Origin of the sequence: Streptomyces sulphureus DSM 40104 (genome assembly GCF_000381025.1) — a bacterium.
In the GTDB taxonomy this organism is placed as follows: Bacteria; Actinomycetota; Actinomycetes; order Streptomycetales; family Streptomycetaceae; genus Streptomyces; species Streptomyces sulphureus.
The window spans coordinates 341,724-360,801 of record NZ_KB905819.1 but is presented as its reverse complement, the minus strand read 5'-3'; the positions used below and the strand labels follow the sequence as shown (position 1 = coordinate 360,801).

The window sequence follows — 19,078 nt, the reverse complement described above, 5'->3', positions numbered from 1 at the left end:
GAGTTGGTACGGGACGCTGTGTCACACGTGAACCACCCGCCCTCGCAACACAGGAGACAGCATGGGCATCAACTCCGTAGCCGTCGTCGCCGACCTCGGCGAGAGCTTCGGCAACTACACCATCGGCGACGACGAGGCGCTGCTCGGCCTCGTCAGCTCCTCGAACATCGCCTGCGGCTTCCACGGCGGCGATCCGCGCGTCATGGACCGCACCGTGGCCGACTGCGTCGAGCGCGGCATCGAGCTGGGCGCCCACCCCGGCTATCCCGACCTCGTCGGCTTCGGTCGCCGCCTGATCGAGGCGACCGAAGAGGAGATCCGCACCGATGTGCTCTACCAGCTCGGCGCGCTCGACGCCTTCGCACGGGTGCACGGCGGGTCCATCAGCCACGTGGCACCGCACGGGCGCATGGGGTCGATCGCACAGACCGACGCCAAGCACGCACGAGCGATCACCGACGCGGTCGCTGCCTACAACAAGGACTACCTCGTCATCTGCCAACGCGGCCTGCTGGCGGAGGAGTCGCGCAAGCGTGGCCTGGAGGTCGGCTACGTCTTCCTGGCCGACCGCGGTTACGGGGACGACGGCATGCCCGTTCCCCGCTCGCACGAGGGCGGTCTCCTCCACGATCCCGAGCTGATCGGCGAGCGCTGCAAGCAGGTGGTGCGCGAGGGCACTGTGCGCTCCGTGGACGGCAACGTGGTCCCGCTCGGCCACGACGCCGATGTCCTGCTGCTCCACGGTGACCACCCCTCCGTCCTGCAGAACGGCACCGCGCTGCGGGCCGCGCTGGACGCCGAGGGCATCCGCGTCACCGGCTTGCAGGAAGTCCTGGCCGAGAAGGCGGAGAAGTCGCAGTCGTCGATGGCGGGTTGACGGGGGCTGGCGCGCACGCAGATGACCACTGCACAGTACGGCGCCATCACCGTCGAGCCCTTCGGGGACTCGGCGGCGATGGTGACCATTCCGCATCCGCACCAGTCGGCCCGCAGGGCCGGGATCATCGCCTTCCGCGATCGATTCCTCGCCCACCGCCCGCACGGTGTCCTCGACGTCGTCTCCGGCCTGGAGTCGCTGCTCATCGAGTTCGACCCGCTCCGGATCGCGCTGGAGCACGTCGCGTACGCGGCCCGCCTGGTGGCGCAGTGGGCGCCCTCCCCCGCCGAGGACCTCCCCGGTGCGCGGTCGGTGCGTACCTTCGCCATCCCCGTCGTCTTCGACGAGGAGACGGGGCCCGATCTGGCGTCGGTGGCCGAGGAGTTGGGCTGCACGCCCACGGACGTCGTCGAGGCCATCGCCCAGTCGACGCTCACCATCTCCCTGCTGGGCGCGGCGATGGCGCCGATGATGGGCGGGCTCGAGGTGCCGCGGCCGCTGCGCCGTCGCGCCGAGCCGCGCACCGACGTCGTGCCCGGGTCGGTGATGCTCGCCGGTACGGACGCGATCATCCAGCCGTTTCCCGGCCCCACCGGGTGGCGGGTCGTCGGCCGTACCCCGCACACGATCGTCGACATCTCCCGCCCCGAGCCCGTCTCCTTCGCCCCCGGCGACGTGGTGCGCTTCGTACCCGTCACGCCGGACGCGGTGGCGGCGCGGGAGGCCGGCTTCCTGCTGCCGGAGAAGGAGCCGACATGACGACCGTGGCGTTGGAGATCACGAATTCCGGGTGGGTGACCACCTTCCAGGACCTCGGTCGCCGCGACTCCGAGCGACGCGGGGTGCCGACCGGCGGGGCGGCCGACCAGCACTCGGCGACGATCGCGAACGTGCTGGTGGGCAACGCGCGGGGCGCGGCGCTGCTCGAGAACCTGGGGGGTGAACTCGCCCTGGTTCCCGACGCCGACGTCCTCCTCGCGGTCACCGGCGCACCCGCGGAGGTCACGGTCGCGGGAGCGCCCGCCCGGCCCTGGTCCCCGCTGTTCGTGCCGGCCGGACAGGAGGTCCGGGTACGCGCCGACCTCGCTCGGGGGATGCGCACCTACCTCGCCGTCAGCGGCACGTTTCGTGCCGGAACCCTGCTGGGCAGCGTGGCCCCGGACCCCCGCATGGGCTTCGGGCAACTCCTCGCCGAGGGGCAACGGATGCTGGTGGACACGCAGTTCCGCGGATTCCGCCGCGGGTTCGAGCCGCCGCTGTTCCGGCTGCCCGTCCCCGTACCGCACTTCGGCGAGGGCGCCTGGACCGTCGATGTCCTCGCGAGCCACGGCACCGACACCATCGCCGGCATCCGGGAGTTGCTGGAGGAGTCGAGCTACCTCGTCACCCCGCGCTCCGATCACGTGGGCTTGCGGCTCGAAGGCCCCGTCCGGCACCCGGAGGGCGACACCGAGATCGTCTCGCAGGGAGTGCCCATCGGAGCGCTGCAGATACCGCATGCGGACGAGCTGATCGTGCTCGGCCGCTATCGGAGCCTGACCGCCGGCTACCCGATCGTCGGCGTGACCTCCCGGGCCTGCCTGCCCTTGCTCGGACAGGCAGGCCCCGGGCGGCAGTTGAGGTTCCGGTGGATCGACCGGGAGACCTCGCTGCGCCACTGCGCCCAGCGCGACGCCGAAGTGGGTGCGCTGGAACGCGCGGTCGTCGAGGCGTTCGGCGCCCGCGGCTTCGAGGCACCCTTGTCCACCACAAATCGAGAAGCTATTCTCACTTGAAATTCCCATCTCAAATCGACGAAAGGGACGCGGTGACGGCGTCGGCCGACAAGACAGCGATCATCACGGGAGCAGGCAGCGGCATGGGGTTGGAGACCGCGCGCCTACTGGCCCGAGACGGCGTCACCGTCGTCCTGCTGGGCCGCCGTCAGCAGGCGCTCGACGCGGTGGCGGACGGCCTGCGAGCCGAGGGCGGCCGGGCCCTGCCCCTGGCCGCCGACGTGACCAGCTCCGAAGAGATCACCCAGGTCATAGACGAGGTACACGCCCAACTCGGCCCCGTGGACATCCTGGTGAACAGCGCAGGCGGCTCCTCCTCGGTGCTCAACCCGCGGTGGCTCCCGGCCGAGGAGTGGCGCCAGGTCCTCGAGGTGAACCTGACGGCCGTCTTCCAACTCACCCAGGCCGTCCTGCCCGACATGCTCGACCGCGGCACCGGCACCATCGTGACCGTCTCCTCGCTCGCCGCGACCAACCCCAACCTGCTCGGCGGCGCCGCCTACGGCGCAGCCAAAGCCGGGGTGCGCAACTTCATGACCTTCCTGCACAACACCTTCCGCCACCAGGGGCTGCGCGCGATCACCGTGCTGCCGGGCGAGGCGGACACCCCCCTCCTCGACGGCCGGGCCCGCCCGCCGGCCCCGGAGGAGCGGACGCACATGCTGCGGCCCGTGGATGTGGCCGAGGCGATCCGTCTCGCCGTCCTCCTGCCCCAGCGCGTCGTGCTGCAGGAGATGACCGTCGCCCCCACCCGGCAGCGCGACACCTCCGGCGACCTGGAGATCAGCCGGTGGGCGGGAGCGCCCGCCGGATCGGCACCGCAGACCTGACCACACCTTTTCGGAGACCCGCATGCCGCCCACCGCCACCGCCCAGCCTGCCCGCTTCGCCGCCGCCGACGCCGCCGCCCGGATCGCCGCCGCGTCCCGCCGTACCCAACAGCCCCAATCCCGGGACGACTTGGTCTCCCTGTCGATGGGCGAGCCGGACTTCGACACCCCCGAGGCGGTAACCGAAGCCGCCCGTGCCGCACTGAGCGCCGGACGCACTCACTACTCGCCGCTTCTCGGCGAGCCCGCGCTACGCGAGGCGCTCGCCGAGAAACTCACCGGCCTCGCAGGAACACCGGTCGGCGCCGCCGACATCCTCGTCACCCAAGGAGGAACGGCCGGCCTGGCGGCCTCGATTCTCGGCATCGTCAACCCCGGCGACAAGGTGGTCATCCCCGACCCCACCTACTCCCTCTACGCCGACCTGGTCAGCATGGCCGGAGGCACCGTCGTCCCCGTCCCGCTCGCCTCCGATCTGCACTGGGACCTCGACCGGCTCGCCCACGCCCTCAGCGACGCGCGGCTGTTCGTCTTCTGCAACCCCAGTAACCCCACCGGCATCGTCCACAGCCACGACGAGCTTGCCGTGCTCGCCGAGCTACTCGACGGCACCTCCACGATCGTCCTCTCCGACGAGGCCTACGCCGACCTCAACTACAGCGGCAGGCCCTTCACCTCGGCACTCTCCGTCGACGGCTTGCGCGAGCGCACCGTGTACTGCCAGACCTTCTCCAAGAGCTACGCCATGACCGGCTGGCGAGTGGGATATCTTTCGGGGCCCACGGACCTCGTCCACGCCGCTGCCCGTATCCACAACACCTTCAACGGTTCCCTGAACACCGTCGCGCAGGATGCCGCGCTCGCCGCCGTGCAAAGCTGCGAAGCGGACGTGGCCCGCATGCGTACGGCCTACGAGGAACGCCGCGAGATCATGAGTCGGACGCTGTCCGGGATCCCCGGCCTCACCCCCAGCGCGCCGGAGGGTGCGTTCTACCAATTCCCGCGCTACGAACTGGACTTGCCCTCAGCGGACGTCGTCACCGCCCTGCGCGCACACGGGGTCGCGGTGCGTCCCGGAAGCGAGTTCGGCGCGTGCGGCGAGGGGCACCTGAGGCTGTCGTACGCTGCCAATCCGCAGCAGATCACCGAAGGTCTCCGCCGACTCGCTCAGGGCCTTGCCGACCTGGCGTGACCATCCCCCCGACGTACCGAGGAGTCGCCCCATGCGCAGCGACACCGAGCGCAACCGCAGGCACCTCGTCCAAGCCGCCGCCCGGCTGTTCGAGAACTCACCGACGCCGGTCAGCCTGGCCGAGATCGCCAAGCATGCCGAGGTGTCGACCGCGACGGCCTACCGCCACTTCTCCTCCGTCGAGGAGATCCTGCACGCCTTCCGCGCCCAAGTAGGGTCCCAGCTACGCGACTTCAGCGCACAGCAGACCACCCGAGGCATGGCCCGCCTGGAGGCGGTCTCCCGCCACTGGGTCTCCCTCGTCATCGAGCACGGCGGCGCGATGGTCCAGATGCGCTCGCACCGTGGCTACCTCGAGCGGCTGCGCGAAGGTACCGGCTACCTCGCCCCGCAAGCCGAAGCACTCGACGAACCCCTGCGCCAGTCGACCGAGGACCTCGGTCTCGGCGACCTGGGAGATGACGCCCTGTTCCTGTGGAACGCCTTGTTCGACCCACGGGACATCTTCGACCTCATCAAGAACGGCCGCACCGAGGACGAAGCGGCCACCCTCCTGGTGGCCGCCCTGCGCGGCGCCCTGATCGGCTGGGCCACCCAGGAGTCCTGACACACCTCACCCTGCTCGTTTTCGGACCCGGACGGCAGGTGGATGCCCCGGGTCCCAACTGCCCTGACGCCGCTGCCTGTCACGGGGCAGCGGCTCCCCACCGACGGACTCGCCGGCCGGAGCCGTGCTGCAGCGCGGGCGCTGTCCGAGGGCAGGCCATCGTTGCGGCACCAGTGGTACCGCAACGATGCCCGCCGCCGGGGCCGGCGGCCGACGGGGAGCAGGGGGGGTGTGCTCCCCGTCGACCGCTTCAGCTCCGGCCGGGGGTGATCGGATCGCTGGGCTCGCTTGCTTCGCCGGGGCCGGCCATCGTGCGGGCGGTGACGGTGAAGGTGTAGCGCCCACCGGCGTCGAGGCCCGGCACCTTTGCGCGGGTGGCGTGCGCCCCCGCACGGATCGGGTGCAGTGCCTCGCCGTTGCGGTGGGGCGTGATCAGGTAACCGGTGATCGGGACACCGCCGTTGAACTCCGGCGCCTTCCAGGTGACGGTTGCGCCGCCGTCCGCGGGCTCGGCCACGACCCGGGTAGGTGCGTCGGGGGCCGAGGGCACGGAGTGCACCTCCAACTCGCGAAGCCCGTTGTTGCCTTCACCGCCGCCCTCGCCTGTGAAGCGGACCCAGTCGAACGTCTTCATGTCGAACGTGACCTTCTTGGAGCCCCCTGCCGGAATGTCGTCGACACGGATTTCGCTGCCGTCGGAAAAGGTGAGCACGCCGCCCTTGATGTCGTCCTTGGTCTCGCGGTCGGACAGCACGATCCGGTCCGCTCGGATCTTTTCGGACCAGTCGAGCCGGACCCATGGTTCCCGTTCGCCCTTGGAGGCCCAGTCGTCGTCCGAGCCCCAACTACCGTCACCGTTCTGGCCATCGCTCTCGCCCTCGCACCCGTCGTACACATTCGTTGCCGGGTACTCGTCGCTGTATTCCGACGATGCGGTGGCCTCGACGTCCGGCCGGCAAGCGGCGTTGCCGCGGAGCAGCTTGACGTCGAGGTCGAGCGCGACGAGGGCGGAGGCCTGTGCGTCACCGCTGTCGGCCGACCGGGCGGTCACCCGCACCTTTCCGCTGCGGTGGTTGGCGGTCAGTTTTCCGTCGTGATCGATGGTTGCCTTCTTCGTCGGTGAACCGTCGGGCTCCGTGACCTTCCACGACACCTCCTTGAGGTTCGCGTCGTCGGGTTCGACGGCGGCGTCGAGGTCCACCGAACCGTACGGCTCCCTCAGCTTCCTCGGACCGTCGATCACGATGTCCGAGACGTGGGTGGGCGTACGGCCTTCGGATTTCGACTCGGAGGGCGGGAGTTGCTCCGTGCCCCAGTGCTTGTTGGGCTTGTCGCCCATCCAGAGCTCGAGAGTCCCTCCGTCGGCGAACTCGTCGTGGCGGAAGAAGGCGTTGTCGAGTTTTTCCCCGTCGAGCTCGGCCTTCTGGATGTACTCGTTCGCGGCCGAATTGCCGTGGGTGACGATCCGGAACTTGCCGCCCGTGTAGTAGTCCTCGTTGAGATCGATGGTGATCTCGTCGAAGACCGGTGAGGTGATGTCGTAGACCGGGTTCTCGTGCCCGCCGCCGGTGACCTCGAAAAGGCCGATGGCCATCAGCGCGCTGAGGGAGCCCATCTGGCCCTGGTCCTCGTCATGGTGGCCGTAGCCGTCGGTTGTGCTGGTGGAGCCGTAGGTCTTCTCCTTCACCTGCCGCACCCAGTGCTGGGACAGCCATGGCTTGCCCACGTAGTTGAACAGGTGGGCCATTTCCAGGCCCGGTTGGTTTCCGTAGGAGACGAAGCCCTCGCCGTACTTGCCGATGAAGTCGTCCTTCTCCGACTGCTCGAAGGCGTAGTTGAGCTTGTCGGCGTAGGTTTCCTCGCCGCCCATGAGGTTCGCCATGCCCATCACGTCGTGCGTGGTGAACCAGGTGGACTGCCACGAGTTGGCCTCGACGAAGTCGTCGTCGGCGAGCGGGTCGAAGGGCGTGCGCCAGCTTCCGTCGGCGTTCTTGGGGCGGATGAATCCCGACTCCGGGTCGTGCAGGTTGCGCCAGTTCGTCGACCGTTCCTTCAAGTACGCGTGGACGTCGGTGTCGTCCCAGGCCTCGAACTCGTTCAGGCCCACGTTCGTGCCCTGACCGCCGGTGGCGGTGAACTTCACCGACGTCACCTTGCGCGGTGCGAAGGCGACGGTCTTCTCCTTGCCGTCCTTCGGGACGTCCCGCACGTCGACGCGGGAGCCGTCGGAGAACTCGAGCGTGCCCGAGCCGACGTCGCTGCCGGCTTCCGGCCGGTCACTGAGCTTGACCTTGTGCAGCGTACGCGGCTTCTCCCAGGTCAGCTCCAGCCACGGCTGCCGCTCGCCCTTGGACGCCCACTGCCGGTCGTCGGGGGCACGGCTGGGCCTGCCGTCGACGGCACGGGCCGCGCCGTGCGCCTCGTCCAGCTCGGACGACGCCTCGGCCTCGGCGTACTGGGCGGCGTTGATCCCCTTCTTGCCCAACTTTCCTGCCAGTTGGGCAAGCGCCCAGTCCTGGTGTGCGTACTCGAGGGTCTGGCCGGCGCCCTGCCCGGTCGTGCCGTTGGACACATAGCCTCGGTCGAGGTAATCACGGATTCCGCCTGTCCCCCAGTTCTCGTAGTCGAACCACGCCTTGTCGAACAGGCCGCCCACGGAATGGGCATCCAGCATCGCCTCATAGGCGAGGTCGACGTCGAAATCACGGATGCCCTTGTTGAGGGCGCCGGTGATGAACGACGTCACAGGGGACCCGGACATCACCATCGAGTAGTTGCCGGCAACGGGTCCGCGGGGCAGCAGCTCACCGTCCTTGTACATCTGCAACTGCGACTTGACCAGACTGGAGTAGATCTCCGGATAGGCCAGCCCCAGAACGGAGTTGAGGTTCCACTGGGTCAGCCACAGCGCGTCGTAGTTGTACATCGCGAACTCGGGCTTGCCGCCCTTGCCGAGCGGAATCCGCTTGACCCGGCCGGCGCCCCAGGTGTCGTCCATGTATTTTCCGTCGACGTCGCTGATGGCGCTGCGGCCTGCGAGCGCATGGAACAAGTCGGTGTAGAACTTGACCTGCTGCCGATGAGTGCCGCCTGAGACGTCGATACGGCCGAGCATGTCGTTCCAACGCTTCTGGGACGTCCTCTTGACGGCCCCGAAGTCCCACCCGGGGAGCTCGCTGCTCAGGTTCCGAGCCGCCCCTTCCGTTCCGGTGAGGGACAGGCCCACCTTCATCCGGACCTGCTCGCCGGCCTTGAGGTTGTCGTAACGGGCGTAGACGCCCGTGTCGTCGCCTGCGACCTGTTCGATGGGCTTACCGGAATCGGCGAGCTCGCCGTCGGTCCAACCGCGCAGCGAGTCAAACGGCTTGTCGAAACGGATGTCGAAGAACAGCTTCGTCTCGTGCTTCTTCTCGTACCCCTCACCGTGCTGCACCACATAGCCCCGGACTCTGCGGTCGCTGGCCTTGGTGACCTTCGCGTTCTTCATCACCGCCTCACCCAGCTCGCCGCCGAGATTGACGAGGATCTCGCCGGGCCCGGACTTGTTGTAGGTGTAGCGGTGCAACCCGGCACGCTCGGTGGCGGTCAGCTCGGCGTCGATGTCGTACCGGTCGAGGTGCAGCCTGTGGTAACCGGGTTCGGCGATCTCGCCGTTGTCGTGGTCCACGTGCGACTGCCAGCCTTCGTCGCCCTCGAGCTTGGGCACGTCGGTGCCGGCCGTCGGCATCACCTGCACTCCGGAAAGCTGCCAGTCGTGCAGGTGGCTGAACCCCTTCACCTCGTTCTCGTTGCGGTGGTAGCCGCTGTTCCGGGTCTGCTGCGTGCTGGTGTCCGGCCGCAACTTGACCATCCCGAACGGCTGGCTCGCCGACTGGAAGTAGAAGAACCGAGCGATGTCGGACTCCACCCACGGGTCCACCAGCTTCACGTAGTCCTTGCCGGAAGGGGAATCCACCGCTGCGGAGGGCGAAACCCCTGCGGCGCTCACCGCCGTCGTCGAGCCGACCGACAGGGCGAACACGGCAGACAGCACAGTCACCGGACGGATCAACCGAACTCTCACGGACGTCACTGCTCCTCACGGCTGGGGCAGGGCGCTGCGGCTGATCGACGACACCCTGCGAGGGCGCGGCCCGCGGAGATCACGGCGCACCTGGCGTGTGTTACCGTTATCACGACCGAAGGTGAGCGTGCCGCCTCCTGGGGCCGCTGTCAACGGCGCGGGACGAACTCGCCGCGGCTTCCTCGCAGTTAAGGCCCTGATCCAGCACGTACGAGGCGGAACAACCGACACCGCCCACCTGGTCCCCGTCGTCGGGGCATCGGCGAGATCTCCGTGCTGACCTGCCATCCTTCGCTACCCGCATGTCCCATTACGGGCTACGCGAACGGCCACGCTCAGCCTGCGGCGTCGCGTCAACCCTGCTGCGCATGCGGCCTGTTGACGGCGACGGAGAGGCGGACACCGGCGAACACACCGCGGAACGCCGCCGGACGGATGCCCCCAGGCTCTTGACCCCTCGTTTTGGTGACGTTAACTTCCGATCGGAGCCTCGGTGCCAGGAACGCACGCCACACGACGTCCCCTGGTCTCTTCCCTTCTCCCAGACTCGGAGGCCGTGCGATGTCACAGGCTGCAGTCACAGACCAGAAGAGCATCGGCACATCCACACGACGCATCTACTTCTTCGGCGCCCTCGGCGGCCTGCTCTTCGGCTACGACACCGGAGTCATCGCCGGGGCATTGCTGTACATCCGGCGGGAGTTGGAGCTGACCCCACTGGTGGAGGGAGTCGTCGTCAGCTCCCTGCTGGTGGGGGCGATGGTGGGGGCGACGACGGCCGGGCGGCTGGCCGACGCGCTCGGCCGGCGCCGCGTCGGCATGGCCGCGGCTGTCGTCTTCAGCGTCGGCGCACTCGGTGCCGGTCTCGCCCCGAACGCCGCCGCACTGGTCGCGACGCGCATCCTGCTGGGGCTCGGGGTCGGCGCGGCTTCCGTGGTGGTACCGCTGTACCTCTCGGAGATGGCTTCCACCCGCGTCCGCGGCGCGGTGTCCACGCTCAACCAACTGATGATCACGGTGGGCATCTTCGTCGCCTACGTCAGCAACGCGCTGCTGGCCCCCTACGAGGCTTGGCGGTGGATGCTGGGTCTGGCGGTCGTGCCCTCGGTCGTGATGCTGGCCGGCCTGATCCTGATGCCCGAGACTCCGCGATGGCTGCTGCGCAACGGGCGCGAGGCCGAGGCCCGTGCGGTCATGGCCAGGACCCGGCGCGCGGACGAGGTCGAGGCCGAGCTCGCCGACATACACAACGTGGAAGCAACTGCCTCCGGACGGGCGGGACTTCGCGACGTCTTCGCCGCGTGGCTGCGCCCGGCGCTCGTCGTGGGCGTCGGACTGGCCGTCCTCAACCAGGTCGTCGGCATCAACGCGATCATCTACTACGCGCCCACCACGCTCACCAACGTCGGCTTCAGCGACTCTGCCGCCATCTACGCCAACACCGGGATCGGCGCCATCAACGTGCTCATGACGCTGGTGGCCATCTGGCTCATCGACAAGGTGGGCCGGAAGCGGCTGCTCCTGGTCGGCGCGGTGTGCATGAGCGCGAGCCTGATCGTCCTGGCCACGGCCTCTCTCCTGCTGCCGGAGCCCGAGGGCCTCAGCCTGGTCGGGTTGATCACGCTGGGCTGCCTCGCCGCGTTCATCGTCAGCTTCTCCGCATCCTGGGGTGCGGTGTGCTGGGTGGTGATCAGCGAGGTCTTCCCGCTCCATGTGCGGGGTGCCGCCGTGGGCTTCTGCACCATGCTGCTCTGGGCGGCCAACTTCGTCGTCTCGCTCAGCTTTCCGGTGCTTCTCGACGCCGTCGGCATCGGCTGGGTCTTCCTCGGCTTCGCGGTGATCTGCGCCTGTGCCTACGTATTTGCCGCGCGGTTCGTCGTCGAGACCAAGGGGCGCAGCCTCGAGGACATCGAGCTCGCCCTGCGGGCGCGCACCACCTGACCCCACCAGGCGTCCAGGGGCGACGGCCCTTGCCGCGGCAACTGCGCACAGTCCAGGGCACCTTGACGGAGGTCGCCCCACGTACCTTAGAGTTATCGATAACATTCAGATTTCCGGCTCACCGGGCCAAACCCTTCGGAGTAGCGAAATGTCTCGTTCCTACCAGCGCAATCCCCGTTACGCACCCCTCGGCGGGACGGTTGTGCGCGGATGGGAGGCCGCCGCCGGGACGCTCCCGCCCGGCCCGGCGGTGGTGGCCGTCGACGGGCCCGCCGCCCTGGACTGGAACGCCGCCGCAGCCGGACTCCGCGGCGCGCTCGAAGCCCGAGGCGTCCCCGTCCGCGTGGTCGACCTGCGCGACGCCGAAGCCGACTGGGCGACCGTCCTGGAACGCACCGGCGACGGCCCGGAGGCCGACCCCTACTACCTTCCGCTCGCAGAGGCGTGTGTCACCGAGGTGTACCGCGCGCTGCCCACGGTGGAGACACCCGCCGAAGGGCTACTGCTCGTCTTCGGGCCGGGCGCCGCACTCCTGGAACACGACGTGCTCTGGTACGCCGACCTGCCGAAACGCTACGCCGAGGCGGCCGTCACCGCAGGAGAACTACCGGTCGGCGTCAACCTCGGGCGGCACAGCGCCCCCGGGGACCTCCGTCGCCTCTTCTACGCGGACTGGCCCGTGCTCGACGCGCACCGAGACGCCCACGCCGCCCGCATCGACCGCTGGCTCGACCTCCAGAACGCCGAGCCCGCCTCGCTCGACGGCGCCACGCTGCGCGAAACACTCCGGCACCTCGCAGGCGGCCCCGTACGTACGCGTCCGTACTTCAACTCGACCGCATGGGGCGGGCATTGGGCAGAGGAGCGGCTGGGCTTCGCTCCGCAGAACGGCAACACCGCGCTCGGCTACGAGTTGATCGCACCCACGGCCGGTGTCCTGGTGGGCGACGGGCCGCAGGCGGAAGTGGAGCTGCCGTTCCCGCTCCTGTGCGTCCTGCATCCCCAGGAGTTCTTGGGCCGCGAGGTGCACGAGGCGTTCGGCACCTCTTTCCCCATCCGGTTCGACTACCTCGACACCGTGGGCGGCGGCAACCTCTCCGTGCATCTGCACCCTCAGGAGCGGTACATGCGCGAGCAGTTCGGTTGGCCCTACACGCAACACGAGACGTACTACCTCACCGCCGTCGGCGACGAAGACGCCCGGATCTACCTGGGCCTCCAGCAGGACGCCGACCTGGGACTGATGCGCAAGCAGGCCGTCGCCGCCATCGAGCGGGGCGAAGAGATGGACGTGGAGCGCTTCGTGCAGAGCCACCCCGCCGAGGAGGGGCAGTTGTACCTGATCCCGGCCGGGACACCGCACGCCTCCGGCGTCGGGAACCTGGTCCTCGAAGTGAGCGCGACGCCGTACCTGTACTCGTTGCGCTTCTACGACTGGCTCCGCCAGGACACCGAGGGCGCCCCCAGGCCGCTGCCGTACGAGCACGCCTTCGCCAACCTCGACGCCGGCAGGCAGGGTGAAGCGGTGCACCGGGACCTCATGCAGCGTCCGCAGACCCTGCGCGAGGGCGCGGGCTGGCGGGAGGAGCTCCTCGGCTCGCTGCCGGAGATGTTCTACGAGGTGTCCCGCGTCGTCCTCGAACCCGGCTCCGCGGGGGCGCCGCAGAACACCGGAGGCCGGTTCCACGTTCTCAACGTCTCCTCCGGCGCCGGCGTCGTGGTGGAGACCGCCGACGGACGCGTACACGAGCTGGTGTTCGCCGAGACGCTGACGGTTCCGGCGTCCGTCGGCGCGTACCGGCTCCGTCCGCTGGGCGAGGAGCCGGTGCACGTGGTGACCGCCTACGTCCGGGAGCGGGCATGAAGCAGCCCGTGCTGGAGATCGGCGGGACGCATGTGACCGCGGCCCTCGTGGACATGCAGGCGTCGGGGGCGCCCGAGGAGCTGATTCGCGCCTCGCTGCCGGCTCAGGGGGCGGCGGCGGACATCCTGGAGCGGATCGCCGCGGCTGCCACCCGGGCCGGGGCGCCGCCGCACGCGCGCTGGGGTGTGGCAGTGCCGGGCCCCTTCGACTACGCAGCAGGTATCGCGCTGTTCGAGGGGGTCGGCAAGTTCGAAGCGCTCTACGGCGTCGACGTCGGCACCGACCTGCGGCAGCGCATCCGCCCGGAACCGGCGTCCCTGTGCTTCCTCAACGACGCCGACGCGTTCGGCTTGGGCGAGTACGCTTCCGGCGCCGCCGCCGGCCACGTCCGCGCGATCTGCCTGACCCTCGGGAGCGGCGTCGGCTCGGCCTTCCTCGCCGACGGCGCACCGGTCAACGACGGCCCCCTGGTTCCACCGGAGGGCAGCGCCCACCGGCTCACCTGGGACGGGATGCCTCTGGAGGACACCGTCTCCCGGCGCGGCATCCGTGCGGCGTACGCACGCGCTGCGCTCGACGGTACCGAGCCCGTCCCGGACGTGAGCACCATCGCCGCCCGCGCGCGGGAGGGCGACACGGTCGCGGGCACCGTTTTGAAGCGTGCCTTCCATGCTCTGGGACGCACCATGGCGCCCTGGTTGACCAGCTTCGCGCCCACCGTGCTCGTAGTCGGCGGCTCCATCGCCACCTCCTGGGAGGTGGTCGAAGGGGCGCTGCGCTCCGGCCTGGCGGACGCCGGAGCTCCGCCTGTGCGGCTGAGTCCCGCGCAACTCCCCCGTACAGCGCCACTGTTGGGGGCAGCATGGTGGGCGGCCCAGCCTGCTCCACCGGGCAGCAGGGGAGAAACGCCCCTCCCCCTATGATGGATCGTTCTGGCAGGCGGCAGGTGTCTGCCCGGTTGTTGCCCGAGGAGAACGAGCACGCGTGTCCGGGTCCGAGCAGTCCGGAGCTTCGCGCTCCGTCCCGACGATGCGGGACGTCGCAGCGCACGCCGGGGTGAGCGCCATGACCGTCTCCAGGGTCCTCAAGGACAACCCCCGCGTGGGGGAGTCGGCCAAACAGCGGGTTCTCGACGCCGTGAACGAACTGGGCTACCGCCGCAACGAGGTTGCACGGAGCCTGCGGCTGGGGCGGAGCAGCGGCCTGGTCGGGCTCGTCGTCACCAACCTGGCGAACCCCTTCTACGCCCGGCTCGCGCTCGGGGTCGAAGAGGTCGTCCAGGCACACGGCCTTCGGCTGGTGCTGGGCAACACCTCGGGACAGGTGACGCGCGAGGACGACCTCGTCCAGGACCTCGTCTCCCGCAGGGTCAACGGAGTCATCGTCGTCCCCGCGGGGCCCGATCAACGGCACCTCGGGCACGAGGCCGTCGACGGCATGCCCGTGGTGCTCGCCTCCCGTCCGCCCGAGGGCATCGAAGCCGATGCCGTGCTCGTCGACGACTTCGGCGGGGCGCGGGCGGCAACCGAGGAACTGCTGAAGAGCGGTCATCACGCGCTCGGCTTCCTCGGGAACCCGTTCACTCTCTTCACGGGCGCCGAGCGGTTCCGCGGCTGGTGGTCGGCGATGGAGGACGCGGGTGTGCAGCCGCGGGACGAGTGGGTGCGCCGCGGTCTCGACGACGTCGCTTCGGCGGAGTCCGCCGCGCGCTCTCTGCTGGAGCTCCCCGACGCCCCGACCGCGTTGTTCTGTGCCAACAACCGCATCGCTCTCGGAGCCTGCCGTGCCATCCGCGGCCTCGGCACGTCGACGGCGGTGGCCGGGTTCGACGACATCGAGGCCGCGGACATGCTGGGTGTCCGGCTGACCGTGGTCTCCTACGACGCGGACGAGATCGGTCGACGCGCCGCGCGCCTCCTGCTGGACCACCTGGAGCCCAGAAAGGGCACCGGCCCGCCGAGCCCCCCGCGCCGTACGGTCGTCCCGACGACGCTGATCAACTACTGACCCGCCGGCTCCGCCCGTCCACGGCTCCCGACCGGTCTCTTCGCCGGCTACGCCCCGCCTGCCTCCGGCGGTACCGCCGGGGCGGACGCGGAGTCGAGGGGCAGTTCGGCCACGCCGTACCGCGCGAGCCGTATGCGCAGGTTGCCCTCGGTGTCGGGTTGCGGTGCGTCCGGCCGGGACGGACGGTACCCGTACGGGAGTTGGAGCACGACTCCGTTCTCTTCGGCGCGGAGGTTCGCGAGCCGCAGCATCAGCCGGCCCTCTCCGGCGGAGGACAGGCCGACCCGGCAGTCGGCCGGGGAGCCCGGGCCCGGCAGGGTGCCCTCCGTGAAGTGCGGGGCCCTGCCTTCCGGGAAGCGGTCCAGCAGGCTCGTCTCCTGGGCCAGCGCACCGAGGCGGGCCTCGGCACCGAACCGGGAGGCGGCTTCCGGGAGATGCTGCGCGACGGGTGCGAAGACGTAGCGGAAGTGCACGGGCCCCGGCTGTGCCGGTGGTGTGTTGCACGGCCAGAAGTTGTTCATGACGTAGGCGTACAGATGCCCGTTCGTTGCGGTGAACCGCGTCGGCCAGGCACCGCGCACCAGGTCGGAGGAGGAGAACAGGGGGTTGTCGGGAGCCGACCAGACGACTCCCGGTCCGTCGGGTGCGGTGACGGTGACGGCGGACGCCGCTGACAGCCACTCGTTGGAGGAGCCGGAGCCGTGGTCGGAGGCCGGTTCCACCCAACCGAGCTGCCTGTCGTAGCGCACCGTCGGATCGGGGACGAGGAAGGGGAAGGCGACGGACGTCGACTCCATGTCGAGGACGGGCTGCTTGGTCAACTCGACGGTCAGTTCGCAGGTTTCGGCGGCGTCCCGGAGCAGCAGCTCCACGGTGATGTCGGTGAGCCCCGCGCCGGAGCCCTGCCAGCGCAGCCGCAACCCGTCGGGTGCGTTGCGGACGCCGAGCAGCCGCATCGACGGCCGGTCCTCCACGACGGGCGTGGGGGCGCCCGAGCCGTAGCGGGAGTCCAGTTGACTGATCATCGTGCGGTCGTGGGACGCGCTGTCCGCCGCCCCGGCGGCCGTCAGCCGGACCAGCTCACCGAGCGCGAACGGGGCGTCCTGGTCGAGGAGTTCCCTGCCCGAGGGCCGATGCAGCAGGCCCGTGGGAAGGCCGTCGAGGTCCCGCAGTTTCACCTCCCACACCCGGCTGGTCACGTTCTCTCCGGCGGAGAGCTGCCGCACAGGGGCGCGTTCCGCCGCGGCTTGGACGGCGGCCTGCTCGCCGGAGGACGCCTCGGTCGGCTGCTCGCCGGCGGGTACGGTCCCGGCTCCGGTGCTCAAGGGCATGCAGCGGTAGCCGAAGGCGGGCAGCTCCTCGAGCAGGAGGCGGACACGCAGCATCCCTGCGCAGTCGCTCAGTACTTCGAAGGGCACGGGCCGGCCCTCGGCGTCCAAGGGCGCGCTCCCCTCGGGCAGGTCCAGCTCCGCGGTGAGCTTCGCCGGCCAGGGGTGGGGGTTGTGGACGAGTACGCACGGTCCGTCCAGGCCGAGTGCTGCGGCGAGTTGGCTCAGCGTACGGCGGCTCTCGTCGAGCGAGATCCGGGCGGCGTCGTCGATGGCCCGCCGCTTCCAGTGCAACTGGTCCTCGATCTGCGGCGCGTGCGGGTGCGCGGTGGCGCGGGCCCAGTTCCAGGTGTGCTCGCCACCGATGATCAGGCCCTCCCAGGCGCGGTCCAGCGCTTCCCGGTGCGGACGGTAGGTGTCGTCCAGCAGTTGGACGGAGGCTGCGAGGTGTTCGGCGGCGGGAAGCAGCACCTGGGCCTGCCGGTAGGCGGCGGCGTCCGCAGCGGAGGAGGCGGGGCCGTCCTCCCAGAAGCTTCCGCCCTCCGCGCGGTGCACGGGCAGCCTCTCCCGGAGGGGCGCGACCGCGCCCAGGTAGTCGGCGAACGTGGAGACACGGACCCGCGGATAGGCGAAGACCGCGTTCCAGCGCTCGGCGAACCCGGTGTCGCCGTCGGCGAGGTCCTCGTTGTCCGCGTGGGTGCCGATCAGGGCGAGGTCCGACGGGAGGTAGTCCGGGCGTTCGTAGCGCTCGACGTAGCGTTCCAGGCCGTTCACCGCTCCTGCCACCGACTGGGGGTCGGCGGCGATGAACCGTAGCTGCGAATAGTGATCGGCGAAGTGGGCCAGCACCTCGCTGCCGTCCGGCGCCCGCCACCGCACGGGGGACGCCAGGTGGACCTCGTCGCTGTCGTCGGTGGCCGCCCGGTGGTGGTTGGACATTCCGACGAACGCGTCGATACCTGCTGTGCGCAGCACGGCGGGGAGGGCGCCTGTCCAGGTGGGTACGTCGGTGATGTTGGCGTAGCGCGGGACGGCACCGGGTCCTGGCGGGAGCGTACGGCCGAAGTCCAGGGCGCGGCCCAGCTCTTCGAGGTGGGTGATGCCGGTCAACAGGTTGCTGTGGAAGGCGTTGACGCCGATCAGACCGGCGCCGATCGCCTCACGCAGGCGGGCGCAGCGGTGCGACGAGCGGGTCCGCAGGTACTCCCGGACGACGAACGCGCCGTCGACGCTGAACCGGAACGCAGGGTCCCGTTCCTGGCGGTCCAGCGCCTTGTCGATGTTGCGGCAGTGCAACTCGACGGCCTTGGCCTGGTTGTCGGTGAACCCGAGATCGAGGTGCACGTGGGGGATGAGATGCAGGGTCCAGCGACGTGCCGGGACGAGGGTTGCACGGTGCACCTCCGCGCCGTCCGCCCGGACGACGAAGTCGCTGCTGTCCGTGAAGCCGGGGACGGGGAGCCTCCGGCGCACCATGCCGAAGTCCCGTCCGTCCGTGGAGGCCGGGACCGTAATGGTCGCTCCGGAATGTTCCAGAGTCAGGTGGTCGGGCCGTGCGCCGCCGGCAGGCAGGTTGACCGTCAGTTCGACCAGCGGGACCGGGTCCGGATCGCCGTGCAGGTACAGCGGTGTGGTCCGCAGCGCGTAGGTGGGCGTGCCGGGATGCGGGGCGGTGGCTCGCTCCAGCCTCACGGCTGTCCAGCGCAGGTAGGAACCGAACCACTTTCCGTACTGGGTACGGGGAAGGGGCAGTTCTTCGCCGGGCCGGTGTGCGACCTCCGAACGGGCCTGACTGGTCGCGCCGGTGGCGGCTGCCTCGTCCAGGACGGTGGTGACGGTCAGTTCGTGGCGTCCGGGGGTCAGCCACCGCGCGGGCAGCTCCACCCGGAGTACGCCGTTGCCCGTCACCGGGCCCGGATCGCCTGTCCTGGTGCGGTTCTCGCGTTCCACGGTGAGGTGGTGGAGGGAGCGGTGCCGGCCGTCCAGAGTTATCTCCAGGTCGGGGCAGGGCCCGCGCTCGGCGGCGTATTCCAGGTGCAGGACGGCGTCTTCGGAAGAGCTGACGTCGAAGGCGGCCACGACCCGGTGCGCCTGATGGCCGCCGTCGGCGTCGTGGATGCCGGGATGCACCGTCGGCCAGGGAGCGTCGGTGTCGACGAGGAGGGTCCGGATGCCGTCCACGTCCGGCCAGGGCTCAGCGTGGGTCGCGAGGGTCGCCTCCCACAGGAAGCGGTCGGGTGTCATGGTGCGTACCTCCTGAGGCCCGGACGGGGCGCGGCGCGAGACGTGCGGGTGGCCGGTGTGGTGCCGGTGCTGTGCAGTGGGGCGGGGCGTGTCGGTCGGGAGCGGTGCGTCCTGCTGCGCTGTGCCGACCGACGCCGAGGGAGCGGGCGGTGCTGGTACTGCACGGTCGCTCCTGAACAGGCGGACGGTCAACGCGCTTCAGGGAAGGGAAAGGTAACGATACCAATCCTCCTTTCCTTGACCAGCTCTGCGCCCGGGGAATTCATTGAGCCGCTGAACTGCGGTATCAGGGAAAGTTCGCACTTCTCTGACGTGATGCTCTTGTGAGGCGCCGTTGTTGGCGTTAACGT

At 69.9% G+C, this 19,078-nt stretch carries 12 protein-coding genes; 10 read left to right on the top strand and 2 right to left on the bottom strand.

Going from position 1 to position 19,078, the window contains the following annotated elements; all coding sequences use genetic code 11:
* Positions 1–61: 61 nt before the first annotated feature.
* The 6 genes from F603_RS0120815 to F603_RS0120790 are packed head-to-tail and all read left to right on the top strand — an operon-like array spanning position 62 to position 5,281.
* A complete protein-coding gene (locus F603_RS0120815) occupies positions 62–877 on the top strand; it encodes a LamB/YcsF family protein (protein WP_019547903.1) in 816 nt (271 codons plus the stop codon).
* A gap of 21 nt (positions 878–898) precedes the next feature.
* The gene (locus F603_RS0120810; protein ID WP_019547902.1) at positions 899–1,636 is read left to right on the top strand and encodes a 5-oxoprolinase subunit B family protein; all 738 of its coding nucleotides are present in this window, start codon (positions 899–901) and stop codon (positions 1,634–1,636) included.
* The gene (locus tag F603_RS0120805; RefSeq protein WP_019547901.1) at positions 1,633–2,652 is read left to right on the top strand and encodes a 5-oxoprolinase subunit C family protein; all 1,020 of its coding nucleotides are present in this window, start codon (positions 1,633–1,635) and stop codon (positions 2,650–2,652) included. Before F603_RS0120810 ends, F603_RS0120805 begins: the two co-directional genes overlap by 4 nt.
* A gap of 32 nt (positions 2,653–2,684) precedes the next feature.
* On the top strand, positions 2,685–3,482 hold the full coding sequence (locus F603_RS0120800) for an SDR family oxidoreductase (protein WP_019547900.1): 798 nt from the start codon (positions 2,685–2,687) through the stop codon (positions 3,480–3,482).
* Positions 3,483–3,504: 22 nt separating this feature from the next.
* Positions 3,505–4,674 carry a pyridoxal phosphate-dependent aminotransferase gene (locus tag F603_RS0120795; RefSeq protein WP_019547899.1) on the top strand — a complete coding sequence of 390 codons (1,170 nt, stop codon included), beginning with the start codon at positions 3,505–3,507 and terminating at the stop codon, positions 4,672–4,674.
* Positions 4,675–4,705: 31 nt separating this feature from the next.
* Entirely contained in the window at positions 4,706–5,281 is a 576-nt protein-coding gene (locus F603_RS0120790; protein ID WP_019547898.1) for a TetR/AcrR family transcriptional regulator, read from the top strand.
* A 250-nt stretch (positions 5,282–5,531) separates the two neighbouring features.
* Here F603_RS0120790 and F603_RS0120785 read toward each other — a convergent pair whose 3' ends face one another.
* Entirely contained in the window at positions 5,532–9,320 is a 3,789-nt protein-coding gene (locus F603_RS0120785; protein WP_245600841.1) for a glycoside hydrolase domain-containing protein, read from the bottom strand.
* A gap of 585 nt (positions 9,321–9,905) precedes the next feature.
* Between F603_RS0120785 and F603_RS32510 the strand changes: the two genes are divergently transcribed.
* The 4 genes from F603_RS32510 (at position 9,906) to F603_RS0120765 (ending at position 15,156) form a co-directional block, all read left to right on the top strand.
* Positions 9,906–11,285, top strand: coding sequence for a sugar porter family MFS transporter (locus tag F603_RS32510; RefSeq protein ID WP_019547896.1), 1,380 nt, complete (start codon positions 9,906–9,908; stop codon positions 11,283–11,285).
* 148 nt (positions 11,286–11,433) lie between these two features.
* A complete protein-coding gene (locus F603_RS0120775) occupies positions 11,434–13,149 on the top strand; it encodes a class I mannose-6-phosphate isomerase (protein WP_026328595.1) in 1,716 nt (571 codons plus the stop codon).
* Positions 13,146–14,072, top strand: coding sequence for an ROK family protein (locus tag F603_RS0120770; protein ID WP_019547894.1), 927 nt, complete (start codon positions 13,146–13,148; stop codon positions 14,070–14,072). Before F603_RS0120775 ends, F603_RS0120770 begins: the two co-directional genes overlap by 4 nt.
* A gap of 61 nt (positions 14,073–14,133) precedes the next feature.
* On the top strand, positions 14,134–15,156 hold the full coding sequence (locus tag F603_RS0120765) for a LacI family DNA-binding transcriptional regulator (protein WP_019547893.1): 1,023 nt from the start codon (positions 14,134–14,136) through the stop codon (positions 15,154–15,156).
* 47 nt (positions 15,157–15,203) lie between these two features.
* Here the strand turns inward: F603_RS0120765 and F603_RS0120760 are convergent, their stop codons facing one another.
* Positions 15,204–18,728 (bottom strand): glycoside hydrolase family 38 N-terminal domain-containing protein, encoded by a 3,525-nt coding sequence (locus F603_RS0120760; RefSeq protein ID WP_019547892.1) that lies wholly within the window; start codon positions 18,726–18,728, stop codon positions 15,204–15,206.
* Between the last annotated feature and the right edge of the window lie 350 nt (positions 18,729–19,078).